Raw genomic sequence first — 20,816 nt, forward strand, 5'->3', positions numbered from 1 at the left:
GCATGGCCGGCGAACGGTACCGGAGTTTTGGCCTCGCCACGCCGGCCGCAAAGCGAGCCATCGCGGCCGACGATGCCATCGCGCTGATGCGAAGCGGCAAGGCGACAAAGAACGCTCTGCTCGCCTATGGCAATGGCCGCTCCTACGGTGATTCCTGCCAGAACGAGCCAGGTGCGGTCGTGGACATGCGGCCGCTGAACCGCATCGGGGCCTTCAATGCCGAGACCGGCCTGCTCGAGGCGGAGGCCGGCGTGTTCCTCTCCGATATCATTGCACACACTGCACCTTACGGTTTCTTTCCGACTGTGGTCCCAGGCACCCAGTTCGTCACCCTTGGCGGCGCGATCGCCAATGACGTCCATGGCAAGAACCATCACCGGCGCGGCACCTTTGGCTGCCATGTCGAGTCGTTCACGCTGCTGCGCTCGGACGGGCGGACCTACACCTGCTCGGCAACCGACAATGCAAGGCTGTTTGCGGCGACGATCGGCGGCATGGGGCTGACCGGCCTGATCCTGTCGGCCTCGATCCGGCTGATGCGGGTGCATTCGCTCGATATCGCCGAGAAGATAACGCGGTTTGCCGATCTCGGCGAATTCTTCGAACTGGCCGAGGCCGCCGACCAGGCCAATGAATATGCCGTCGCCTGGATCGACCAGCTTGCCGGCGGCCATGGCCGCGGGCGCGGCCTGTTGTTGACAGGCAATCATGCCGAGTATGGCTCGCATGCGGCGTCTCGCGCCGGCTCCCGTTTTTCAGTGCCGTTCCAGCCGCCGTTCAATGTGCTCAACCGGCCGTTCCTCACCGCCTTCAACGCCGCCTATCGGTGGAAGAAGGGGCGCTCGCCGGGGCCGAGCCAAACCGGCTACCAGGGCTTTTTCTTTCCGCTTGATGGTGTCGGCGACTGGAATCGGCTGTATGGCCCGAAAGGTCTCTACCAGCACCAGAGCGTGGTGCCGGAAAATGTCGCGCGTCAGACCATGCCGGCGCTGCTCGAGGCGGCGCGACGGGCCGCGCAGGGCTCTTTCCTCACCGTGTTGAAGCGCTTCGGCTCGATCCGCTCGCCGGGGCTGCTGTCCTTTCCGCGGCCAGGCTTCACGTTGACGCTGGATTTCCCCAATCGCGGCGACAGGACGCTGGCCCTGCTCAGCGAACTCGACCGCATCACGGTCGCGGCCGGCGGCGCGGTCAACCCGTACAAGGATGCGCGCATGGGCGCTGATACTTTCGCGGCCTCCTTCCCGAATTGGCAGCGGCTTGAAGCGCTGCGCGACCCGGCGTTCGTGTCCAGTTTCTGGCTACGGACGGCGAAAAAGCTCAACGTCCGGCCAGGGCGTGTCGAAGCAGCTGAATAGGTACAATCCGAATAAGTCATGGTGAATAGATCGTAAGTTCCGTGGTTTACTCAAAGCATTGTCGTGACTTCGCGAAATGTTTGCAGGTTAGTAATAGGACCCTTGCGAGTGGCGGGTGCAAAATATGAAATACATCGTCTTCATTCTGTTCACGGTCATGACCAATGCCGCCGCGCAGCTGATGCTGAAGCAAGGCATGATGTCGCTCGGTCCCATTTCGTTCGAAGGCACCAATCCGCTGTTGAAGCTGTTGCAGGTCGTTTTCAGCCCATGGGTGTTTCTCGGCCTGTGCACCTTCGTCATCTCGATGGCTTCGCATCTCTATGTGCTGTCCAAGGTCGAGCTCAGCTTTGCGTATCCGTTCCTCAGCCTTGCCTATGTCGCGGTTGCGATCTTCGCCTATTTCATCTTCCGCGAGGACCTCAATGCCTGGCGCATTGCCGGCATCGCCTTCATCTGCGTCGGCACCGTGCTGATCGCGCAAAGCGGTCGAGACTTGGGCGGGCGCGGGCATGACGACCAAACCGCTTCCATCATCCCCGACAAGACCAGCGAGATCGTTCGATGAGACATGTTATTATTGGCGGCGACGGCTTCGTCGGCCGTCATCTTGCCCCGAAGCTTGTGGCCGATGGTGAAGAGGTTGTCGTTGCCGACATCGTCAAGAGCGACCTGACGCACTATCGCAACGTTCGCTTCGTCACCTGCGATGTCACGGATACGGCCTCGGTGGCCAACATCGGATTGAAGGCCGACGACATGATCTACAACCTGTCGGCCAAAATGCTGTCGCCGATCCAGGTGCGGGCCAAGCGTCACGACTTCTTCTTTCCGGTGAATTTCCACGGCACCGAACACATCATGCAGGCGATGGACAAGGCCGGCGCGTCCAAGCTCGTCCACTACACCACCGACATGATCTACGGCCACACGGTCACCCAGCCGATGACCGAGGAGCACCCGGTCGCGCCGCTCGGCGAATATGGCTGGTCGAAGCAGAAGACCGAGGAGCTCGCCGCGCAATGGCGCAAGCGCGGCATGTCGATCTCGCTGTTTCGCCCGCGTCTGATCATCGGTCCCGGCCGGCTCGGGATCCTGAAAAAGCTGTTCAAACTGATCGACTGGAATTTTCCTGTGCCGATGATCGGCTCGGGCAAGAACCCCTATCAGTTCATCTCGGTGTTCGATTGCGCGGAAGCTGCCCGGGCGGCCTGGAAGGCAGGCGTGCCCAACCAGGCCTATAATCTGGGCTCCCTCAATCCGCCGCCGGTGAAGAAATTGCTGGGCGACCTGATCAAGCATGCCGGCTCGAAATCGCTGCTGATCCCGACGCCGGGCTGGGCGGTCAAGCGCACCCTCGACCTGCTCGATCTCATGAACATGCCGATCATGGATCCCGAACAATATCTGATCGCCGATGAGGAGTGCGTGCTCGACGTATCCAAGGCCGAGCGCCAGCTCGGCTGGGTGCCGCAATATCGCGACGAGGACATGCTGATCGCCGCCTACAGCGAATACCGCGCCAAGAAAGACGGGCTTGCCGTCACCGCCAATCATGTTCCCGCCGAATAAGTGGGACGACCAGGAGAACTCCGAAATGACCGTCATGGCCAAGCCTGAGCAGACGAACGCGCGCACCATGGTCGGCGCGCCGGCGTTGTCGCCTACCGCCATCGCCAAGCCCGACCTGATCAGCGTCGAGCAGGCGAAGGCGATGGATGTCGCGCGCATGACCGACCTGTTCAAGGCGCATCTCAATCCGGGCCAGCTGCATTTCATGAAGCTGCTCGGCTTCCACAAGGTCAAGATCGAGCGTGCCGAAGGCATGTTCTACATCGACCAGAACGGCCGCAAGATTCTCGACTTCTTCGGCGGCTTCGGTTCGCTGGCCTTCGGCCACAACCATCCGCGCATCCTGGAGGCCCGGCGCAAATTCCAGGAGGAGAAGCGCCAGGAAATCGCCATCGCCTTCATGTCGCAATATGCATCGGCGCTGGCGCACAACATCGCCAAATGCTCGCCCGGCGATCTCGACATGGTGTTTCTGGGCTCGTCGGGTTCGGAAGCGATGGAAGCGGCGGTGAAGCTCGCCGAGCGCGCCGCCGGGCCGAAGCGGCCGAAGGTGGTCTATGCCGAGAATTCCTTCCACGGCAAGACCAAGGGCGTGCTCGGCATCACCGACGGCCAGCTCTACCGCGCGGACTTCAAGATGGCTGAGAACACCGTGCGCATTCCGTTCGCCGATATCGAAGCGGTCGAGCGGCTGTTCCGCTCCGACCCGGAGGTCGGCGTCATAGTGCTCGAGACCATCCAGGGCGGCGGCGGCATCATCCAGGCAGAGGCGCAATATTGGCAGAAGCTGCGAGCGCTGTGCGACCAGTATGGCGTGCTGTGGGTGGCGGACGAAGTGCAGTGCGGCTATGGCCGTTCGGGACGCTTCTATGCCTTCGAGCATTATGGCGTCGTGCCCGATGTGACGGCGCTGGCGAAATCGCTCGGCGCCGGCAAGGCGGCGGTCGGCGCGATGATCGCCAGGCGCGAGGTCTATATGAAGGCCTATGGCACGCCGAAGACGGCGATGATCCATGCCATGGCCACCTTTGGCGGCATGGGCGAGGCCTGCGTCACCGCGATCGAGGGCATCAACGTGCTCTATGATGAGGGGCTGATCGACAACGCCGCCACTACCGGCGACTATCTGCTTCAGCGCCTGGAGGCGCTGAAGGAGAAGTACCCGAAGATCATCAAGGATGTGCGCGGCAAAGGCTTTATGGTCGGGCTCGAGTTCCACGACTTCTCGCAGACCTTGCCGATGGTGCTGCGTCCGATCGTCAGCGTCCTCGACGACAAGCTGAAGGGCTCGCTGTCGGGCTTCGTCGGCGCGCTGTTGCTGCGCGACTATGACGTGCTCGTCGCCTTCACCGAATACAACCGCAACGTCATCCGTCTCGAGCCGCCGCTGATCTGCCAGCGCGAGCATGTCGACCATTTCGTCGATGCCTTCGATAGCCTGCTGTCGCGCGGCATCGTGGGGATCGTGAAGGATTTCGTCAAAAGCCAGGTCCGTTAAAGAAGTCCGTTGAGCGAAGTCCCGAGTCCGACAATGCTGAGCAAGTTTCCCGCCCCGCAAAACACACTCGACCGGCTGACCGCGGCCGCTCTGGCGTGGGGCGAGGGGACTTATGCGCGATGGGCCGCGCCAATCGGCGCGATCGCGTTTTCGCTCTATATCCTGCTGACAGCGTTTACCGCCTGGACGATGCCCGATGCCAATTGGGACATGCTGCCTTATCTCGCAATCGCCGAGGAGGGCGCTTACCCAGATGCGCAGGCGCTACATGACTATGCCTACAGGACGGTCCAGGCCGGCGTTTCGGCCGCCGACTACAAGGCGCTGACAGACGATGGCGGCGGCTTCCGCAGCCATATGGCGCAAAATGCCGCCGACTTCCACTCGCTGCTTGGCATGTACCGGATCAAGTTCCTCTATGCCGAGATGCTGTCGACGATGAGTTCGGTGATGTCGCCGGTCGAGGCGATGCGGGTGCTGCAGGTGGTCTCGGTGCTGCTGTTCGGGATGATCACGCTGCTCTGGTTGCGAACCGAAGGCGCGTTGGCGCTGGCGCCGGTGGCCGGCGCGGTGCTGATCATGGCCGATTTCGGCGACGCGGCACGCGCCTCGACGCCGGATCTGTTGTGCTCGGCCCTGTTCCTCGGCGGCCTACTTGCCTATATGCGCGGCCGCGAGGCAGCGACCGCTGTCCTGCTTTTCCTCGCCTTCATGGCGCGGCCGGACAATATTGTTTTTCTGGCCATCTTCGCCGTGCTGCTGCTGGTCTTCCGGCAGCGGGCGTGGGGCGCGCTGGCCGGCTTTGCCGCGTCCTTCGTCGCTTATTTCGCGATTTCGCATTGGGCGCAGCATCCCGGCTGGTGGCCGCATCTGTGGTTCTCCAGCATCGAGCAGCACTACAATATGGATGGCTTCGAGCCACCGTTTTCGGTTGGCGCCTATGTCAAGGCGTTCGCCGCATCCTTCATTCGCGCCACCAGCCTCAACAGTTGGGTCGGCGTCTCGGTTCTGGCGCTGGCCGGGTGGCTTGCGCTCAGCCGCGCCGGCTTCCGGCTCGATCGCCGCGCCGGCATCCTGCTTGCAGCACTGGTGCTCGGCGTGCTGGCGAAATTCACCGTCTTTCCGATCCACGACACCCGCATCTACTTCCCGAACCTTCTGCCGCCCTACCTTTTGCTTGTCGGCCCGATCATGGCGCTGTGGGCGTCGGCAAGCCTGAATGGAAGGCGGCCCATCGCCATACCTGGAGATAAGCCATGAGTTCCATTTCCGGGCTGGCGCGCATCGCCCTTTCACTCGGCCTGCCTGCCGGTCTGCTTGATCGCGGGCCGGCGTTGCGTGGCACGAAATTCCTGGCCAAGGCGGCGCTGAAGGCGCGGTTTGGCGGTGGGCAACCGTTCCAGATGGTCAATGTCGGCGCTTGCGACGGCGCGCTGTTCGACGACGTCACGCCGTGGCTGCACCGCATTCCGCGGGCGCGGGCCGTGCTGGTCGAGCCGATCCCGTACAATCAGAAGCGGTTGCGCGCCAACTATCCCGACACGGAACGCTTCGTCGTCGAACCGGTCGCGGTGACAAAAACCAAAGGCACGATCACCGTCCACACTTTCGATGCCGCGGCACTCGAGGCCGGCACGCTGCCGGTCGAGTTCATCGGCTGCTCATCGGTCACCAACACCAATCTGATGTCGGGCAAGAATGCCTGGGGCGAGGCCGACGCCAATTTCAACAAGTTCGCGCCGCACCTCAGGGATATCGAGGTGCCGTCGGAAACGCTGCAGACGCTGCTCGACCGCAACGGCATCACGCATATCGACGCCTTCCTGGTCGATTGCGAGGGCGCCGACTGGATCGTCTTCGAACAGCTCGACCTCAAGCGCTACCGCCCCGGCATGATCAAGGTCGAGGTCGGCGCGCTGCCGGCGGCTGAAATCGGCGAGGTCGTGGTCAAGCTCAAGACATCAGGCTATCAGGTCGGCTTCCAGGCCGAGGACATCTGGGCCTTCGCCTGAGATAGATCGCCACTGGCGGCACGCCGGCGCGCCGGGTCGCGTCGCATCTGCGACGTGTCGCAAACAGGCGGTAGCTCCATCCACGTCCTCTGCATATTGTGCGCCATTCGAACGGGCGCGGACACGCCCGCTTTATCCCCTTGGAGTCGCGGCAATGGCAGAGTTTCCGAAACAGGCGAAGGTCGTCATCGTCGGCCTGGGTGGCATTGTCGGCGCGTCGATCGCCCATCATCTGATCGAACGCGGCTGGACCGACATTGTCGGCATCGACAAGTCGGGCATCCCGACCGATATCGGCTCGACGGCGCATGCCTCGGACTTCTGCTACACCACCAGCCATGATTTCCTGTCCTGCTGGACGACGCTCTACTCCATCGATTTCTACGAAAAGATAGGCCATTACGCCCGCATCGGCGGCCTCGAAGTGGCGCGTGTCGGTGACGACAGCCGCATGGACGAGATCAAGCGCAAGATCGCCTCGGCCAAATCCTTCGGCACCCGCGCCCGGCTGATCGAACCGGCCGAGATCAAGGAAAAATTCCCGCTGATCGAAGAGTCCATGGTGCAGGGCGGCCTGTGGGATCCGGACGCCGGCCTGGTCATCCCGCGCTCGCAGACCGTCGCCGGCAAGCTGGTCGACCAGGCGGAAGCTACGGGGAAACTCAAATCCTTCGCCAACACGCCCGCCAAATCCCTCATTGTCGAGGAAGGCCGCATCAAGGGCGTCGTCACCGACCGCGGCACGATCATGGCCGACTATGTCATCGTCTGCGCCGGCATCTGGGGCCGGCTGATCGCCGAAATGGTCGGCGAAGACCTGCCGGTCATGCCGATCGACCATCCGCTGACCTTCTTCGGGCCTTACAATCAATTCGCCGGCACCGGCAAGGAGATCGGCTGGCCGCTGCTGCGCGACCAAGGCAATTCGGCCTATATGCGCGACACCGGCGATCCCAAGACCGCCGAGGGCGGCCAGATCGAATGGGGTTACTACGAAGAGACCAATCCGCGTCTTTGCCATCCGCGCGATTTGCTGGAAAAGGATCAGGCGCGGCTGTCGCCGTCGCAGCGCGATCTCGACATGGAGCAGATCCTGGCGCCGCTGGAGCGCGCCATGGAACTGACGCCGATCCTGGGCGAACTCGGCTACAACGAAAGCCATTCCTTCAACGGCCTGTTGCAGGTGACCGCCGATGGCGGCCCGTCCATGGGCGAGAGCCAGAAGGTGAGGGGCCTCTGGTACGCCGTCGCCATCTGGGTCAAGGACGGCCCCGGCATGGGCAAGCTGATCGCCGACTGGATGACGGACGGCCGCACGGAAATCGACCATCACGCCATCGACTATGCGCGCTTCTATCCGCACCAGACGAAAGAGCAGTTCATCTGGGATCGCTGCACCGAGACGGCGATGAAGGTCTACAATCCGGCGGTGCATCCGCGCGAGCCGTTCTCCAAAGGCCGCAACATCCGCCGCTCGCCGTTCTGGGAGCGCGAGAAGGAGCTTGGCGGTTACTTCATGGAGCTGGGCGGTTGGGAGCGCGCGCATGGCTATGCCGCCAACGAGCATCTGCTGGAGAAGTATGGCAACCGGGTTCCCATACGTGAGAACGAGTGGGACAATCGCCATTTCTGGCGGGTGTCCAATGCCGAGCACCTGGCGATGAGCGAGGATTGCGGCATCGTCAACCTCTCGCATTTCTCGATGTACGACATCGAAGGGCCGGATCATGTCGCGCTGCTGGAGTGGCTGTGCGCGGCCAAGATCGGTGGCGACAACAACATCGGCAAGGGTATCTACACCCACTTCCTCGACGAGGAAGGCATGGTGCGCGCCGACTTCACCGTCATCCGCATGGCCGACCGCTGCCGGCTGATCGACGGCGCCGACGCCGGTCCGCGCGACTTCCGCTACATGCAGCGTACCGCGCAGGATAAAGGCTTTGACGTCACCATCACCGACGTGACGGAAAAATATGTCACCATCGGCATCTGGGGACCGAACGCCCGCACCACGCTGCAGAAAGTGGTCGAAAATCCGGATGGTCTCTCGCTCGAGAACTTCCCGTTCGCGGCGATCAAGCCGGTCAGGATCGGCGGCAAGGACGTCACCGCCTTCCGCATCTCTTATGTCGGCGAGCAGGGCTGGGAACTGCACATGCGCTACGAGGACGGCCTGGCCGTTTGGGACGCGCTGCGCTCGACCGGGGTCATGCCGTTCGGCGTCGAGACCTATGCCAACACCCGGCGCATGGAAAAGAGCCTGCGCCTGCAGAACGCCGACCTTCTGACCGAGTATAATCTGCTCGAGGCCGACCTTGCCCGACCGAAGGTCAAGGAGAACGACTTCTGCGGCAAGGCCAAACATGTCGAATACCGCGCCCGCGAACACCAGCCGGCGATCCTGTGCACGCTGGTGATGACGGAAAACGTCGATTCGAAGGGTGTTGCCCGCTATCCCGTCGGCACCATGCCGGTGATGGATCCGAAGACCGGCGAAACCCTTGTCGACGAACTCGGCCGCCGCTCCTTCACCACGTCGATGGCCTATGGCCCGACCATCGGCAAGAACATCGGTCTCGCCTATCTGCCCTGGGCCTATGCCCAGGAGGGCCGCAAGTTTGCCATCGAATATTTCGGCGAGACCTACCCGGTCGAGGTGGCTGCCGTCGGCTACAAGCCGCTCTACGATCCGGAGAATTTGAAACCGCGGAGTTGAGCGTCATAGGTTCCAACCAACACATCGAAAAGCCCGGCACCTCGCCGGGCTTTTCGCTTTGTCAGCAGCCGATTTTCGCTTACCTTCGGGCATGTCTGCATTTTCTTGCGCACGACATTTGTTTTCAGGCAGCGCCGCACTGGCGCTGGTGCTCTGGCTTGTGCCGCCGGTTCAAGCCGCCGAGCCGGTCGACGTCGAGCTGGTGCTGGCCGTCGACGTGTCGCTGTCGATGTCGCCGGGCGAACTTGAAATCCAGCGTCACGGCTATGCTGCTGCGCTGACGCACGACAATGTTCTGCAGGCCATCGCCGATGGCGCCTACGGCAAGGTCGCCGTCACCTATGTCGAATGGGCGGGAGCGACCACGCAGCAGGTCGTCGTGCCGTGGACGGTGATCGCCAGCCGGGCCGATGCCGAGCGGGTGGCCGCGCAGCTTTCCGCCCATCCGCCGGCCAGCGCCCGGCGCACCTCGATTTCCGGCGCGCTGGAATTCGGCAGCGATCTGTTCGCCGAAAGCGGTTTTCAGGGGACAAAGCGCGTCATCGATATTTCCGGCGACGGGCCCAACAACCAGGGCGCGCCCGTCGACATCACCCGCGACGCGGTGGTCAAGCAAGGCATCATCATCAACGGCCTGCCGCTGATGACGCGCGGCGGGTTCGGCGGCGCCTATGACGTCAACAATCTCGACCGCTACTACAGCGACTGCGTCATCGGCGGTCCCGGATCCTTCATGATCCCGGTCAATGACTGGACGCAGTTTCCCGAAGCCATCCGCCGCAAGCTGGTGCTGGAGCTGGCCGGCGCCGCTTCGCCGCAACGGGCGCGCGAGGAGGCCGGGCATCCGCCGGTGGTGCTGGCGCAGGACCGGCCGACCGACTGCCAGGTCGGCGAAAAGATGTGGCGCGACCGCAGCTGGATGTTCGATGCGCGTTAGCGTTCGCATCATCACGCTGCCGTGAAGGGCCGGTTTCATTGACAAGCCCATGGGCGTCTGTGACACAATTCGGCATCCGAAAAAACAAGGGGAACCGACATGAACAAGACCATCGTCGCTGCCGCGGTATTGGCGCTTGCGGCTGCAATATCCGTGCCGGCCGAGGCTGCCACATCGGTCACCATCGGCATCAGCGGATGGACCGGCTTTGCGCCGCTGACGCTCGCCAAGCAGGCCGGCATCTTCGAGAAGCATGGCCTCGACGTGACCCTGAAGAAGGTGCCGCAGGCCAGCCGGCCGCTCGCCATCGCCAGCGGCGATCTGCAATGCGCCGCCACCACGGTCGAGACCTGGCTGGTGTGGAACGCCAGCGGCGTCACCACCAAGCAGATCTTCCAGCTCGACAAATCCTATGGCGCCGACGGCATTGTCGTGCGCAACGACATCAAGACCGTCGCCGACCTCAAGGGCAAGAATGTCGCGTCCTCGGCGCCGGGCACGTCGCCCTATTTCATGCTGGCCTGGGTGCTGAACAAGAACGGCCTGTCGACCAAGGATGTGACCGTCGTCAACCTGGAACCGGATGCGGCGGCGCAAGCCTTCCTCGCCGGCCAGAACGATGCGGCGGTCACCTATGAGCCGTTCATCTCGGCGGTGCGCGACAAGTCCGATCAGGGCCACATATTGGCGACCACGCTCGACTACCCGATGGTGCTCGACACGGTCGGCTGCACGCCTGAATTCCTCACCGCCAATCCCGACGCCGCCAAGGCGCTGGCCGACAGCTATTTCGAAGCGCTCGAGCTGATCAAGAGCGATCCGCAGAGATCCTACGAGATCATGGGCGCCGACGTGAAGCAGTCTGCGAAAGAATTCGAGGATTCGGCGAAATACCTGAAATGGGCCGACAAGGCGGAGAACAAGCAGTTCTTCACCAAGGAATTCCAGGACTTTTCCAAGACCGCCGGCGAGCTTCTGCTGCAGATGGGGTTGATCAAGGAAGCGCCAGATGTTGCAGCGCTTGCCGATACCAGCGCGGTGGCGAACTGATAGTCCGGCCTTTGACCATCATGCGGCGGTGCCAGCGCGCCGCCGCTTTCTACCGGGCAACGCGACTGAGCATGGGGACGATCTGACGATGCGGACGATCTGAAGATGCGCCCCTTGCATCCGGTGTCGCCGGGCATTCGAACCGTGCTTGGCATTTCCTTCTTCGTGCTGTTCGTCGCCTTCTGGGCGTGGATCACGCTTGGCGGCCACGTCAACCGCATCTTCCTCGCCGACCCGCTGTCGATGCTGCGGGATGGTTGGCGGCTGCTGGTCGAGGACCGCTTCTGGCTCGACATATTGATCACCATCTGGCGGGTCTTCGGCGGGTTCCTGCTGGCGTCGATCGTCGCCGTGCCGATCGGCATCGCCATGGGCGCCTGGAAGCCAATAGAGGCTTTTCTGGAGCCGTTGGTCTCCTTCGCCCGCTACCTCCCGGCTTCGGCCTTCATTCCGCTGCTCATCCTGTGGGCCGGCATTGGCGAGCTGGAAAAGCTGCTGGTCATCTTCGTCGGCTCGGTGTTCCAGATCATCCTGATCGTCGCGGTCAAGGTTGGCTCGACCCGGCGCGACCTGGTCGAAGCGGCCTATACGCTGGGCTCGACCAACAACGGTATCGTCAAACGGGTGATCATGCCGGCCAATGCGCCGGAGATTGCCGAAACGCTGCGGCTGGTGCTCGGCTGGGCCTGGACCTATGTTATCGTCGCCGAGCTGATCGGTTCGTCCTCAGGCATCGGCTACATGATCATCAACAGCCAGTCGCGGCTGGCGACAGGGCAGATCATCTTCGGCATCATCGTCATCGGGCTGATCGGACTGTTGTCCGACTTCGCCTTCAAGGCGTTCAATCGCTGGCTCTTTCCCTGGAGCCTGGCATGAGCAAGTTGCTTATCGAAGGCGTCTCGCGAACCTTCGCCGGCGTGCGCGGCGGGCAGCCGGTCAAGGCGCTGATGCCAGTCGACCTTGCGGTCGCGGCCAACGACTTCATCACCATTCTGGGGCCGTCCGGCTGCGGGAAGTCGACGCTGCTCAGGATCGTTGCCGGGCTGGAGGCGCCGAGCGAAGGCCGTGTGCTGCTTGACGGCAAGGCGGTGACGCGGCCGGGACCGGATCGCGGCATGGTGTTCCAGTCCTACACGCTGTTTCCGTGGCTGACGGTGGCGCAGAATATCGCCTTCGGCCTGCGCGAACGCGGCATGGCCGAAGAGGAGCGAGACGGGATCGTCGCTTCCTATGTCGACCTCGTCGGGCTGAAGGGCTTCGAGATCCATTGGCCAAAGCAGCTGTCCGGCGGCATGCAGCAGCGCACGGCGATCGCCCGGGCGCTGGCCAACGACCCCGAAATCCTGTTGCTGGACGAGCCGTTCGGTGCGCTCGACAACCAGACGCGCGGACTGATGCAGGAACTGCTGCTCGGCATCTGGGAGCGGCGCAAGAAGACAGTGCTGTTCGTCACCCACGACATCGAGGAGGCGATCTTCATGGCTTCGCGGGTAATCGTGATGAGCGCGCGGCCAGGCCGCATCAAGTCGGATGTCGCCATCGACCTGCCGCATCCACGCCACTACACGCTGAAGACCAGCCCGGAATTCTCGGCGCTCAAGGCGCGCCTGACCGAGGATATCCGCGTCGAGGCGATGCGGACGGCGCAGGCGCAGTGACCTAAGCTGGGTCGCCTACGGAAAAGATGCTCGGTTCGCTCAGCAATCGCTTCAAGCGTGGGAGGTCACGCGCAGGAGTTTCCAACGCCGCCTTGAATGCTGCCCATTTTCGACGTCGAGGCGGAAACTCTGCCGGTCGGCGGGCTCTTTGGAGAGTGCCGTTCGCGCGGTCATGTGACTCTCAGGCCGCCAGCAGCTGCTTGCGGTCGACGCGCTCCTGCTGCGGCGAGCGGGCGTAGAGTTCGCGGTAACATTTGGAGAAATGCGAGGCCGAGACGAAGCCGCAGGCGACCGCCACCTCGACCACCGGCATCGACGACTGAATCAGCAGGTGCCGGGCGCGGTCGAGGCGGATTTCCAGGTAGTAGCGGGCAGGGGAGCGGCCCATCTCGGTGCGGAACAGCCGCTCGATCTGGCGGCGCGACAGGTCGACATGGTCGGCGATCTCGATCAGCGACAGCGGTTCGGAGAGATTGCCTTCCATCAGTTCGATGATGGTCAGCACCTTGGAATTCTGGACGCCCAGGCGCGCGCGCAGCGGCAGGCGCTGGCGGTCGGTCGGGCTGCGCACGCGGTCGGTCAGCACCTGCTCGCAGACGCGGTTGACCAGATTGTCGTCGAAATCGTCGCCGATCAGCTTCAGCATCATGTCGAGTGCCGCAGTGCCGCCGGCGCAGGTGTAGATGTTCTGGTCGATCTCGAAGAGGTCGGCAAAGACGTTGGCCTTCGGAAAGGCTTCGGAGAAGCCCGGCAGGTTCTCCCAATGGATGGCGCAGCGCTTGTTGGAGAGCAGGCCGGCGGCGGCAAGGATATGCGCGCCGGTGCACAGGCCGCCGACCGCGACGCCTCTGTTGTATTCCTCGCGCAGCCAGGCGAAAGCCGATCTGTTCTGGTAACGCTCGACATTCATGCCGCTGCAGACGATGGCCATGTTCGGCCGATCCGGTCCGGCCATCTTCTTGCGCTCTTCCTCAAGCGAGGTGTTGACGGCGCATTCGACGCCGTTGGAGGCGCGCACCGGCTTGCCGTCGATGCTGGCGAGGCGCCAGCGATAGGCCTCATAGCCAAGCATGCGGTTGGCCGAGCGCAGCGGGTCGAGCGCCGTCGCAAAGGCGATCATGGTGAAGTCCGGGACAAGGAAGAATACAAACGATCGCTTGATCGGATGCTTTACGGCGTTCAAGGGAACCTCACGCAGCCATGGCGCGAACAGGATGTCGCGAACAGCACAGCGACATCAGGAAAAACCATTCTTGTCAATTGCTAGGGGGCTAAGCGGAAACTATATTTGCGACATGGGTCGCAAATGGGCAATCGTCCGGGATGACAGGGACGGGCTGCCGACGGATTGGGCATGGTGGCGGCGGCATAGGTGCCAAAAACGAGAAACGCCGCTTCGGTTAAACCGAAGCGGCGCTGTTATCGACTATCGGCAGCGGCAGGGAAGCGCTGAGCGCTAGCCGTTATCTCAGGCGACGAAACCGAGGCGCACCGCATTCATGGCACCGGTCTGGCCGGGCATGGTATTGGCAAGGCGCTGGCGCTCGAGAGCGGTCGTCAGGTTCATTTCGCGGCGGGCAAAGAGGCGGGCAAAAAGCTTCATCATCATCTCCTATCGGTTGCTCAGACGGGTCGCCTTCGCTTGATGGAGTGGGGCAGCTCGTTTGCTGGCGTTGATATAGGCCTGCGTGAGCAGAAACTAAATCGCAAATGCGAAGCGCTTGAATGGAAATGCGACATCGTTTGCGACATTATTGGGCATGGTGCCCAAAATTTACGATTACTTACAGCGTGTTACCTGCGACATTGAGGCGCCATGCAAGTGACGCATAAACGCCATGCAGCGGCGACATGGCTCTGAAAATCATTTGAATGCAAATAAGTTGGAGAAAGCCTGCGGGGCAAAATAGAGAAGGCCTGCCGGGCTGGTCTGCGCGGCAGGCCTTCAGCACAAGGTACACAATGGTTTACTTTGCTCCAGCCTAGGATCCGACGCCGTGGCGTGCACCGGTCTTGGTGTCGGCAGCTTCAGGCCAGCCGATATCCTTCTGCAGTTCGATCGGCAGCGAGCGGATCGCACGTTCGGTCTGGAAGCGGGCGCGGGCCGCGCTGAACTCGGTCGCAAGCCGACCGATGGATGACAGGATAGACATCTCATTCTCCTTTGGTTGTGCCACGTCCCGCATGAACGCGTTCCGTCGCCTGGATATTCCGCATCGAGTGCAATTCCGTGTCAGGAGCGTTGGAGCCATGGCACGTCCTGCCTTCGATGGAGTTGACTATCCTCCCAATCTGATGTTCAATCAAACGAAATGGAATGATGCTTCACATCAGAAAAATTGAAGGTCGATCCCGATGAACGCCCCACTCAATCATCCGCTGCCGCTGCTCGATCTCGACGTTTTGCGCACCTTCGTGGCCATTGCCGAGACCGGCAGTTTCACCACGGCGGCCAATGCGGTGTTCCGCACGCCGTCGGCGGTCTCCATGCAGATCAAGAAGCTCGAGGACATTCTCGGGCGCTCTGTCTTCGCGCGGGATGCGCGCTCGGTGACGCTGACCACGGATGGCGAGATGCTGCTCGGTTATGCCCGCCGGCTGTTGTCGATCAACCGCGAGGTGGTGTCGAAGTTCATCATCCCCGAGATCGTCGGCGTGGTGCGGCTCGGCTCGCCGGACGACTATGGCGAGCGCGTGTTGCCGCATGTGCTGAAGCGTTTCGCGCAGTCGCATCCGTCGATTGCCGTCGACGTCACCATCGACCAGAGCAGCAATCTGCGCCGCCGCATGGACGACCGGGCGCTCGACATCACGCTGCTGACCAATTCCTACAAGACCAGCGCACTCGGCGCCGAGGTGCTGCTCACCGAGCCGATCGTCTGGGCCGGCGCCAAGGGCGGCAGCGCGCATCTGCGCGAGCCTTTGCCGGTGTCGCTGTGGGAAGAGGGCTGCGCCTGGCGGGCCGGCGCGCTCGATGCGCTGAGCCGTGAAGGCCGCAATTACCGCATCGCCTATATGAGCGCCCACACGGCCGGCCAGCGCGCCGCCATCATGTCGGATCTCGCGGTTGCACCGTTGCCGAAGTCGTTCCTGGGCAACGACATGGTCGAGCTTTGCCCGAAGGACGGCATGCCCGATATCGGCACCTACAATCTGGCGATGGTGGTGTCGCCGGACGCCAGCGCGCCGGTCAAGGCCGTCGCCGACCATATCCGTGCGACGTTCGAGCTTTTCCGCGAAACCGGCAAGTTCTAGAGCGGTTCACCGTTTCACGGAAACGGCGAGCCGCTCTAACTCCTTGTTTTGACGCAATTCCCAAGGGAAAGCGCTACACGCATTTCCCGGGAAAACCGTTTTACACTTTTCCTGGAATTGCTCTGCTATTCCGCTGCTTGGGCGGGGCGCGCCGCGAGAGCGGGTCGCGCCGTGCGCCGCGCAGTTGCGCGCCGCTTGGTGGGCTCACCTTCAAGGAAGGCGACGATGCTGTCCCTGGCGCGACGCGCCTCCGGCATCTCGATCAGCGGCCAGACGTGGAACATGCCTTCCTCATAGACGACGTCGATATCGACGCCGGCAGCGCGTGCCTTTTTGGCGAAGATCAGATTGTCGGGGCTGAGCAGGTCGTGCGAGCCGGTCAGAAGCAGGGTCTGCGGCAGCACCGAGAGGTCGCCATAGAGCGGACTGATATGCCAGTCCCTGCGATCGATGCCGGCACTGTACATGCGGATCGCTTCCAGCCCGCCGGAAATGCCGAGCCACGGATCGTTGCGTTCCGCCTCGAACACTTCGGGGTTGGACAGCGACATGTCGAGGCCGGGTGAAATCAGCACGTGGCGCGACGGCAAGGGCAGGCCTTCCTCAGCCGCCATCATGGTCAGCACGACGGCCATGTTGCCGCCCGCGGAATCGCCCATGAAGACGATGTCTTCAGCGTCGGTCTCATCCAGCATCTGCCGGTAGACGTCGCCGACCATGCCGAACATGGCGTGGAAATCATGCTCCGGCGCGATGGGATAGATCGGCACGGTGATGCCGAAACCCAAGCGCTCGGCCACCTCGGCGATCAACCCCCAATGATAGGATGTGATCTGGAAGACATAGGCGCCGCCATGCATGTAGAGGATGCGCCTGCGTTCGCCGGCCTTCGGCGCGATTTCATAGACAGGGAAGCCATCGACGCTGCGCTCGGTGATATCGAGCCGCTCCCGCAGCAATGCCGGGGGATGATGATCCTCGGTCTTGCGGGCATAGGCGATCCAGCGCTGCAGGTTTTCCGGGCTGGCAAATGCCTTCTTGCGGCTGTGCCGGAGGATGAAGGAAACGAGGTGGCTTTTGAAACTGGGCATTCGCGTACACAAGCTCGGCCGCAGCCGACTAAGAGAATTCCCCCACTGTCTCGAAGATCGTACCTCCAGCCGAAATGTCAAGATTCTGGCCCAAGCCAACACGGTTGTTTGATCAGCCACGTCCGCGGTTCTGCGCAGCGCGGCTCAGCGCCGGGGCAGCAGCGCGGCGCGCAGCTTGATGTCGGTCGCAGCCGGGACCATGCGGCGGCCCCGGCGCTTGGTCAGCAATTTGCACTTGTCGGCGAAGGTCATCAGCGGCCCGAGCCGAGGATCAGACGCGACAGGTTGGTCTGGGCGTCGATGCGCGGCGACACGGGCCAGCCGATGTCCTTCTGGATTTCGGGTGGCAGGTTGTTCATGGCGCGCACGGCCTGTGCATTCTTCATGGCCGCACGAAAACGGCCGAGGGTCTCGAACATCTCTATTCTCCTTTGGAGCGTTGTGGCGGCGGAATAGCCTGGTCCGCCATTCGATGTCCGTTAAATGCTTCACGTCTGTATCGGACGTATTGCGCCAAAACAGCGTTTCGGTTTCCAGATCGGTGCGATCTGGAAACATTTGCATACAAATGAAATTGGGCGAATTGGCGGCCTTCGTAAGACGGCTTATTCCCGGCTGCGCCTGGCGGCATGGCCTTCGCGCGAACGCCGTCGCGGGGCGGCGTCGCCGGCGACGCCATCCTCGCTGACGGTCTTGCGTGGCGGCAATTTCACCGCCGCCGACAGTTTCGGGAACGGATCGACCTTGTTGGGAAGCGCCATGGCGTAGACGAAATGCTCCTGGAATTTCGGCTCCAATGCGGTCTCGATCTTCTCGATGTGGCTGACCGTGTCCTCGATCTCGCGGCGATAGCCGCGGTTGAGCAGCGCCATCCGCGCGCCGGCACCGGCGGCGTTACCGACGGCCGATACCTTGTCGAGGTCGCAGTCCGGGATCAGCCCAAGCACCATCGCGTATTTCGGATCGATGAACGAGCCGAAGGCGCCGGCGAAATGGATGCGGTCGACGTGTTCGGTGTTCTGCTTTTCCATCAGAAGCTTGGTGCCGGCATAGAGCGCCGCCTTGGCAAGCTGGATGGCGCGCACGTCGGTCTGCGTGATGGTGATCTTGGGTTCGCCTTCCTTCAAGACATAAGAGAAGGTGCGGCCGTTGACCGTGACGCGCGGCGACCGCTCGGCCAGCGACCCGTCGATGACGCCATCCTCGGAGATGATGCCGGCGAGGTACATTTCGGCCACGATCTCGATGATGCCGGAGCCGCAGATGCCGGTGACGCCGGTCGCCTGCACGCTATCGACGAAGCCGGGATCGTCGGACCAGAGTTCAGAGCCGATGACGCGGTATTTCGGCTCCAGCGTATCGGGGTCGATGCGCACGCGCTCGATTGCGCCGGGGGCGGCGCGTTGGCCGCCGGAGATTTCGGCGCCCTCGAAGGCGGGACCGGTGGGCGAGGAGGCTGCGACCACCCGCTTGCGGTTGCCAAGCACGATCTCGGCATTGGTGCCGACGTCGACGATCAGCATCATCTCGTCCTGGCGATGCGGGCCTTCCGACAGCGTCACGGCTGCGGCGTCGGCGCCTACATGGCCGGCAATGCAGGGCAGCATATAGAGGCGGGCGCCCTGGTTGAGCTTCAGGCCGATATCGGAGGCCTTGATGCGCACCGCGCCCGAGACGGCGAGCGCGAAGGGCGCGCCGCCGAGTTCGGTCGGATCGATGCCGAGGAACAGATGGTGCATGATCGGATTGCCGACAAAGACGCTGTCCAGAATGTCGTTGCGCTGGACATTGCCTTCGGCGCAGACCTTGTCGACGAGGCCCGAGATCGCCTCGCGCACGGCGACCGTCATGCCTTCGCGGCCATCCGGGTTCATCATCACATAGGAGACGCGGCTCATCAGATCCTCGCCGAAGCGGATCTGCGGGTTGGAGGTGCCTGACGAGGCGGCGACGCGGCCCGACAGCAACGACACCAGATGCATGGCGATGGTGGTCGAGCCGATATCGCAGGCCAGGCCATAGGCCTCGTTCTTGAGGCCGGGCCACAGTGCGATCACGCGGGCGATGTCGCTTTCGGCATCCTTGTGGATGGCGGCGGTCGCGGTCCAGTTACCTTTGCGCAGTATGCCTTGCACCTGCGGCATCAGGTAGAAATCGAATTCGAGGTTTTTAAAGCCCCAATCCTTCATCAAGGCGATCTTGAGGCGGTCGAGATCGCCCAGCGGCTTGTGCATGTCGGGCTCTTCGATCTCGACATAGCACATGCGGATTGCCGCATCGCGGGCGATGACGCGCGTGTCGGCATCCTTGCGGATGGTCTGGGCGTTGATGACCGTGTCCTGCGGCACGTCGATGACGAGGTCGCCGAGAATCTGCGCCGAGCAGGACAGGCGGCGCCGCTCGGGCAGGCCGCGGACGCGCTCATAGCGCTCTTCCTTGGCGCCCTTGGGCGAGATGTGGTCGTTAGACGAGACGATCTTGTGCTTGGCGAAATTGCCTTCCTGCACTTCGATCTGGCAGCGACCGCAGGTGGCGCGGCCACCGCAGACGCTCTCGACATAGACGCCGAGCTGACGCGCGGCATCGAGCACCGGTGTGCCGACGGGAAACCGCCCGCGTTTGCCTGACGGCATGAACAGCACGAGCGGATCAGTAATGTTTGCAGGCGAGTTCACGATTGCGCGCTTATCCCCTGGCCATGCGGGCTTCACGGCCGCCGCGCCGGCGACCGCCATTGCCGCCGCCTTCGCCCGGAGCGTTAACGGCGGTGGGCGCTGCGACCGCCTGGCCGCCTTCGGCCGGTTTGTAATCCTTGTAGGTGCGGATCCAGTTGGTGCAGTTCTCGTCGGTGCCGTTGAGCACGTTGGCGCCGCGCACGGCTTCCATTTCCTGCGGCCGCACCGGGTTCATGATAGCGCTCGTCATGCCGGCGCCGATCACCATCGGGATGAAGGCGGCGTTGATGCCGTGGCGATGCGGCAGGCCGAACGAAATGTTGGACAGGCCGCAGGTGGTGTTGACCTTGAGCTCTTCGCGCAGACGGCGCAGCAACGCGAAGACCTGGCGGCCGGCATCGCCGAGCGCGCCGATCGGCATCACCAGCGGGTCAACGACGACGTCATGCGCCGGAATGCCGAAATCGGCGCAGCGCTGCACGATCTTCTTGGCGACGGCGAAGCGCACATCCGGATCCATCGAAATGCCGGTCTCGTCGTTGGAGATGGCGACGACCGGAACGTTGTACTTCTTGACCAGCGGCAGGATGGCTTCGAGCTTTTCCTCTTCGCCGGTCACGGAGTTGACTAGCGGCCGGCCCTTGGCGACCTTGAGCGCTGCCTCGATGGCGGCGGTCACCGACGAGTCGATCGACAACGGCAGGTCGACAAGGCCCTGGACGATCTCCAGCGTCTGCACGAGCAGGCCGGGTTCGGTTTCGTTCGGATTAACGGAGGTGACGCCGGCATTGACGTCGAGCATGGTGGCGCCGCAGGCGGCCTGTTCCAGCGCATCCTTGATGACGGTCTCGAAATTGCCGGCGATCATCTCGGCGGCCAGCTTCTTGCGGCCGGTCGGGTTGATGCGCTCGCCGATGACGCAGAAAGGCTGGTCGAAGCCGATGATGATCTCTCGTGTCGCCGAGGCGACGATGGTCCGGGTCATGAAGTCTCT

General features: G+C 62.8%; 19 protein-coding genes. 12 read left to right on the top strand and 7 right to left on the bottom strand.

Features of this window, described 5'->3' with window-relative positions:
• The first annotated feature begins 2 nt into the window (after positions 1 to 2).
• The 11 genes from X728_RS163070 (at position 3) to X728_RS163020 (ending at position 12,801) form a co-directional block, all read left to right on the top strand.
• Positions 3 to 1,355, top strand: coding sequence for an FAD-binding oxidoreductase (locus X728_RS163070; RefSeq protein WP_023830531.1), 1,353 nt, complete (start codon positions 3 to 5; stop codon positions 1,353 to 1,355).
• Between the two features lie 124 nt (positions 1,356 to 1,479).
• The gene (locus X728_RS163065) at positions 1,480 to 1,923 is read left to right on the top strand and encodes an EamA family transporter (protein ID WP_023699265.1); all 444 of its coding nucleotides are present in this window, start codon (positions 1,480 to 1,482) and stop codon (positions 1,921 to 1,923) included.
• Positions 1,920 to 2,927 carry an NAD(P)-dependent oxidoreductase gene (locus X728_RS163060; protein WP_023830532.1) on the top strand — a complete coding sequence of 336 codons (1,008 nt, stop codon included), beginning with the start codon at positions 1,920 to 1,922 and terminating at the stop codon, positions 2,925 to 2,927. Before X728_RS163065 ends, X728_RS163060 begins: the two co-directional genes overlap by 4 nt.
• A gap of 67 nt (positions 2,928 to 2,994) precedes the next feature.
• A complete protein-coding gene (locus X728_RS163055; RefSeq protein WP_245266067.1) occupies positions 2,995 to 4,425 on the top strand; it encodes an aspartate aminotransferase family protein in 1,431 nt (476 codons plus the stop codon).
• A gap of 33 nt (positions 4,426 to 4,458) precedes the next feature.
• On the top strand, positions 4,459 to 5,685 hold the full coding sequence (locus X728_RS163050) for a glycosyltransferase 87 family protein (RefSeq protein ID WP_023830534.1): 1,227 nt from the start codon (positions 4,459 to 4,461) through the stop codon (positions 5,683 to 5,685).
• The gene (locus X728_RS163045) at positions 5,682 to 6,437 is read left to right on the top strand and encodes an FkbM family methyltransferase (RefSeq protein ID WP_023830535.1); all 756 of its coding nucleotides are present in this window, start codon (positions 5,682 to 5,684) and stop codon (positions 6,435 to 6,437) included. The genes X728_RS163050 and X728_RS163045 overlap by 4 nt, the downstream gene beginning before the upstream one ends.
• 154 nt (positions 6,438 to 6,591) lie before the next feature.
• On the top strand, positions 6,592 to 9,153 hold the full coding sequence (locus X728_RS163040) for an FAD-dependent oxidoreductase (protein ID WP_023830536.1): 2,562 nt from the start codon (positions 6,592 to 6,594) through the stop codon (positions 9,151 to 9,153).
• Positions 9,154 to 9,244: 91 nt separating this feature from the next.
• A complete protein-coding gene (locus X728_RS163035; RefSeq protein ID WP_023733771.1) occupies positions 9,245 to 10,090 on the top strand; it encodes a DUF1194 domain-containing protein in 846 nt (281 codons plus the stop codon).
• A 99-nt stretch (positions 10,091 to 10,189) separates the two neighbouring features.
• Positions 10,190 to 11,140, top strand: coding sequence for an ABC transporter substrate-binding protein (locus X728_RS163030; RefSeq protein ID WP_023700334.1), 951 nt, complete (start codon positions 10,190 to 10,192; stop codon positions 11,138 to 11,140).
• Positions 11,141 to 11,245: 105 nt separating this feature from the next.
• Positions 11,246 to 12,019 carry an ABC transporter permease gene (locus X728_RS163025; RefSeq protein ID WP_023741591.1) on the top strand — a complete coding sequence of 258 codons (774 nt, stop codon included), beginning with the start codon at positions 11,246 to 11,248 and terminating at the stop codon, positions 12,017 to 12,019.
• Positions 12,016 to 12,801: an ABC transporter ATP-binding protein gene (locus X728_RS163020; RefSeq protein ID WP_023830537.1), complete on the top strand. Its 786-nt coding sequence runs from the start codon at positions 12,016 to 12,018 to the stop codon at positions 12,799 to 12,801. The genes X728_RS163025 and X728_RS163020 overlap by 4 nt, the downstream gene beginning before the upstream one ends.
• A gap of 181 nt (positions 12,802 to 12,982) precedes the next feature.
• Here the strand turns inward: X728_RS163020 and X728_RS163015 are convergent, their stop codons facing one another.
• The 3 genes from X728_RS163015 to X728_RS01000000166145 form a co-directional block, all read right to left on the bottom strand.
• Complete coding sequence (locus X728_RS163015) at positions 12,983 to 13,921, bottom strand: GlxA family transcriptional regulator (RefSeq protein ID WP_348524244.1); 939 nt, start codon at positions 13,919 to 13,921, stop codon at positions 12,983 to 12,985.
• A 348-nt stretch (positions 13,922 to 14,269) separates the two neighbouring features.
• Positions 14,270 to 14,404, bottom strand: a complete 135-nt coding sequence (locus X728_RS1000000172015; RefSeq protein ID WP_023681787.1) for a hypothetical protein — start codon at positions 14,402 to 14,404, stop codon at positions 14,270 to 14,272.
• Between the two features lie 379 nt (positions 14,405 to 14,783).
• The gene (locus tag X728_RS01000000166145) at positions 14,784 to 14,954 is read right to left on the bottom strand and encodes a hypothetical protein (protein ID WP_081732309.1); all 171 of its coding nucleotides are present in this window, start codon (positions 14,952 to 14,954) and stop codon (positions 14,784 to 14,786) included.
• Between the two features lie 202 nt (positions 14,955 to 15,156).
• Here X728_RS01000000166145 and X728_RS163010 point away from each other — a divergent pair, with 202 nt between their 5' ends.
• A complete protein-coding gene (locus X728_RS163010; protein ID WP_023670389.1) occupies positions 15,157 to 16,056 on the top strand; it encodes a LysR substrate-binding domain-containing protein in 900 nt (299 codons plus the stop codon).
• 125 nt (positions 16,057 to 16,181) lie between these two features.
• Here X728_RS163010 and X728_RS163005 read toward each other — a convergent pair whose 3' ends face one another.
• From X728_RS163005 to X728_RS162995, 4 genes are all read right to left on the bottom strand, one after another.
• On the bottom strand, positions 16,182 to 17,147 hold the full coding sequence (locus X728_RS163005) for an alpha/beta hydrolase (protein ID WP_023830538.1): 966 nt from the start codon (positions 17,145 to 17,147) through the stop codon (positions 16,182 to 16,184).
• Between the two features lie 251 nt (positions 17,148 to 17,398).
• Positions 17,399 to 17,566, bottom strand: a complete 168-nt coding sequence (locus X728_RS1000000170905; RefSeq protein ID WP_196813564.1) for a hypothetical protein — start codon at positions 17,564 to 17,566, stop codon at positions 17,399 to 17,401.
• Positions 17,567 to 17,752: 186 nt separating this feature from the next.
• Complete coding sequence (locus X728_RS163000; protein WP_032897203.1) at positions 17,753 to 19,882, bottom strand: ASKHA domain-containing protein; 2,130 nt, start codon at positions 19,880 to 19,882, stop codon at positions 17,753 to 17,755.
• Positions 19,833 to 20,807: a methyltetrahydrofolate cobalamin methyltransferase gene (locus tag X728_RS162995; RefSeq protein WP_023670394.1), complete on the bottom strand. Its 975-nt coding sequence runs from the start codon at positions 20,805 to 20,807 to the stop codon at positions 19,833 to 19,835. The genes X728_RS163000 and X728_RS162995 overlap by 50 nt, the downstream gene beginning before the upstream one ends.
• Positions 20,808 to 20,816: the final 9 nt, after the last annotated feature.

Source organism: Mesorhizobium sp. L103C119B0, from assembly GCF_000502235.1.
Classification (GTDB): domain Bacteria; phylum Pseudomonadota; class Alphaproteobacteria; order Rhizobiales; family Rhizobiaceae; genus Mesorhizobium.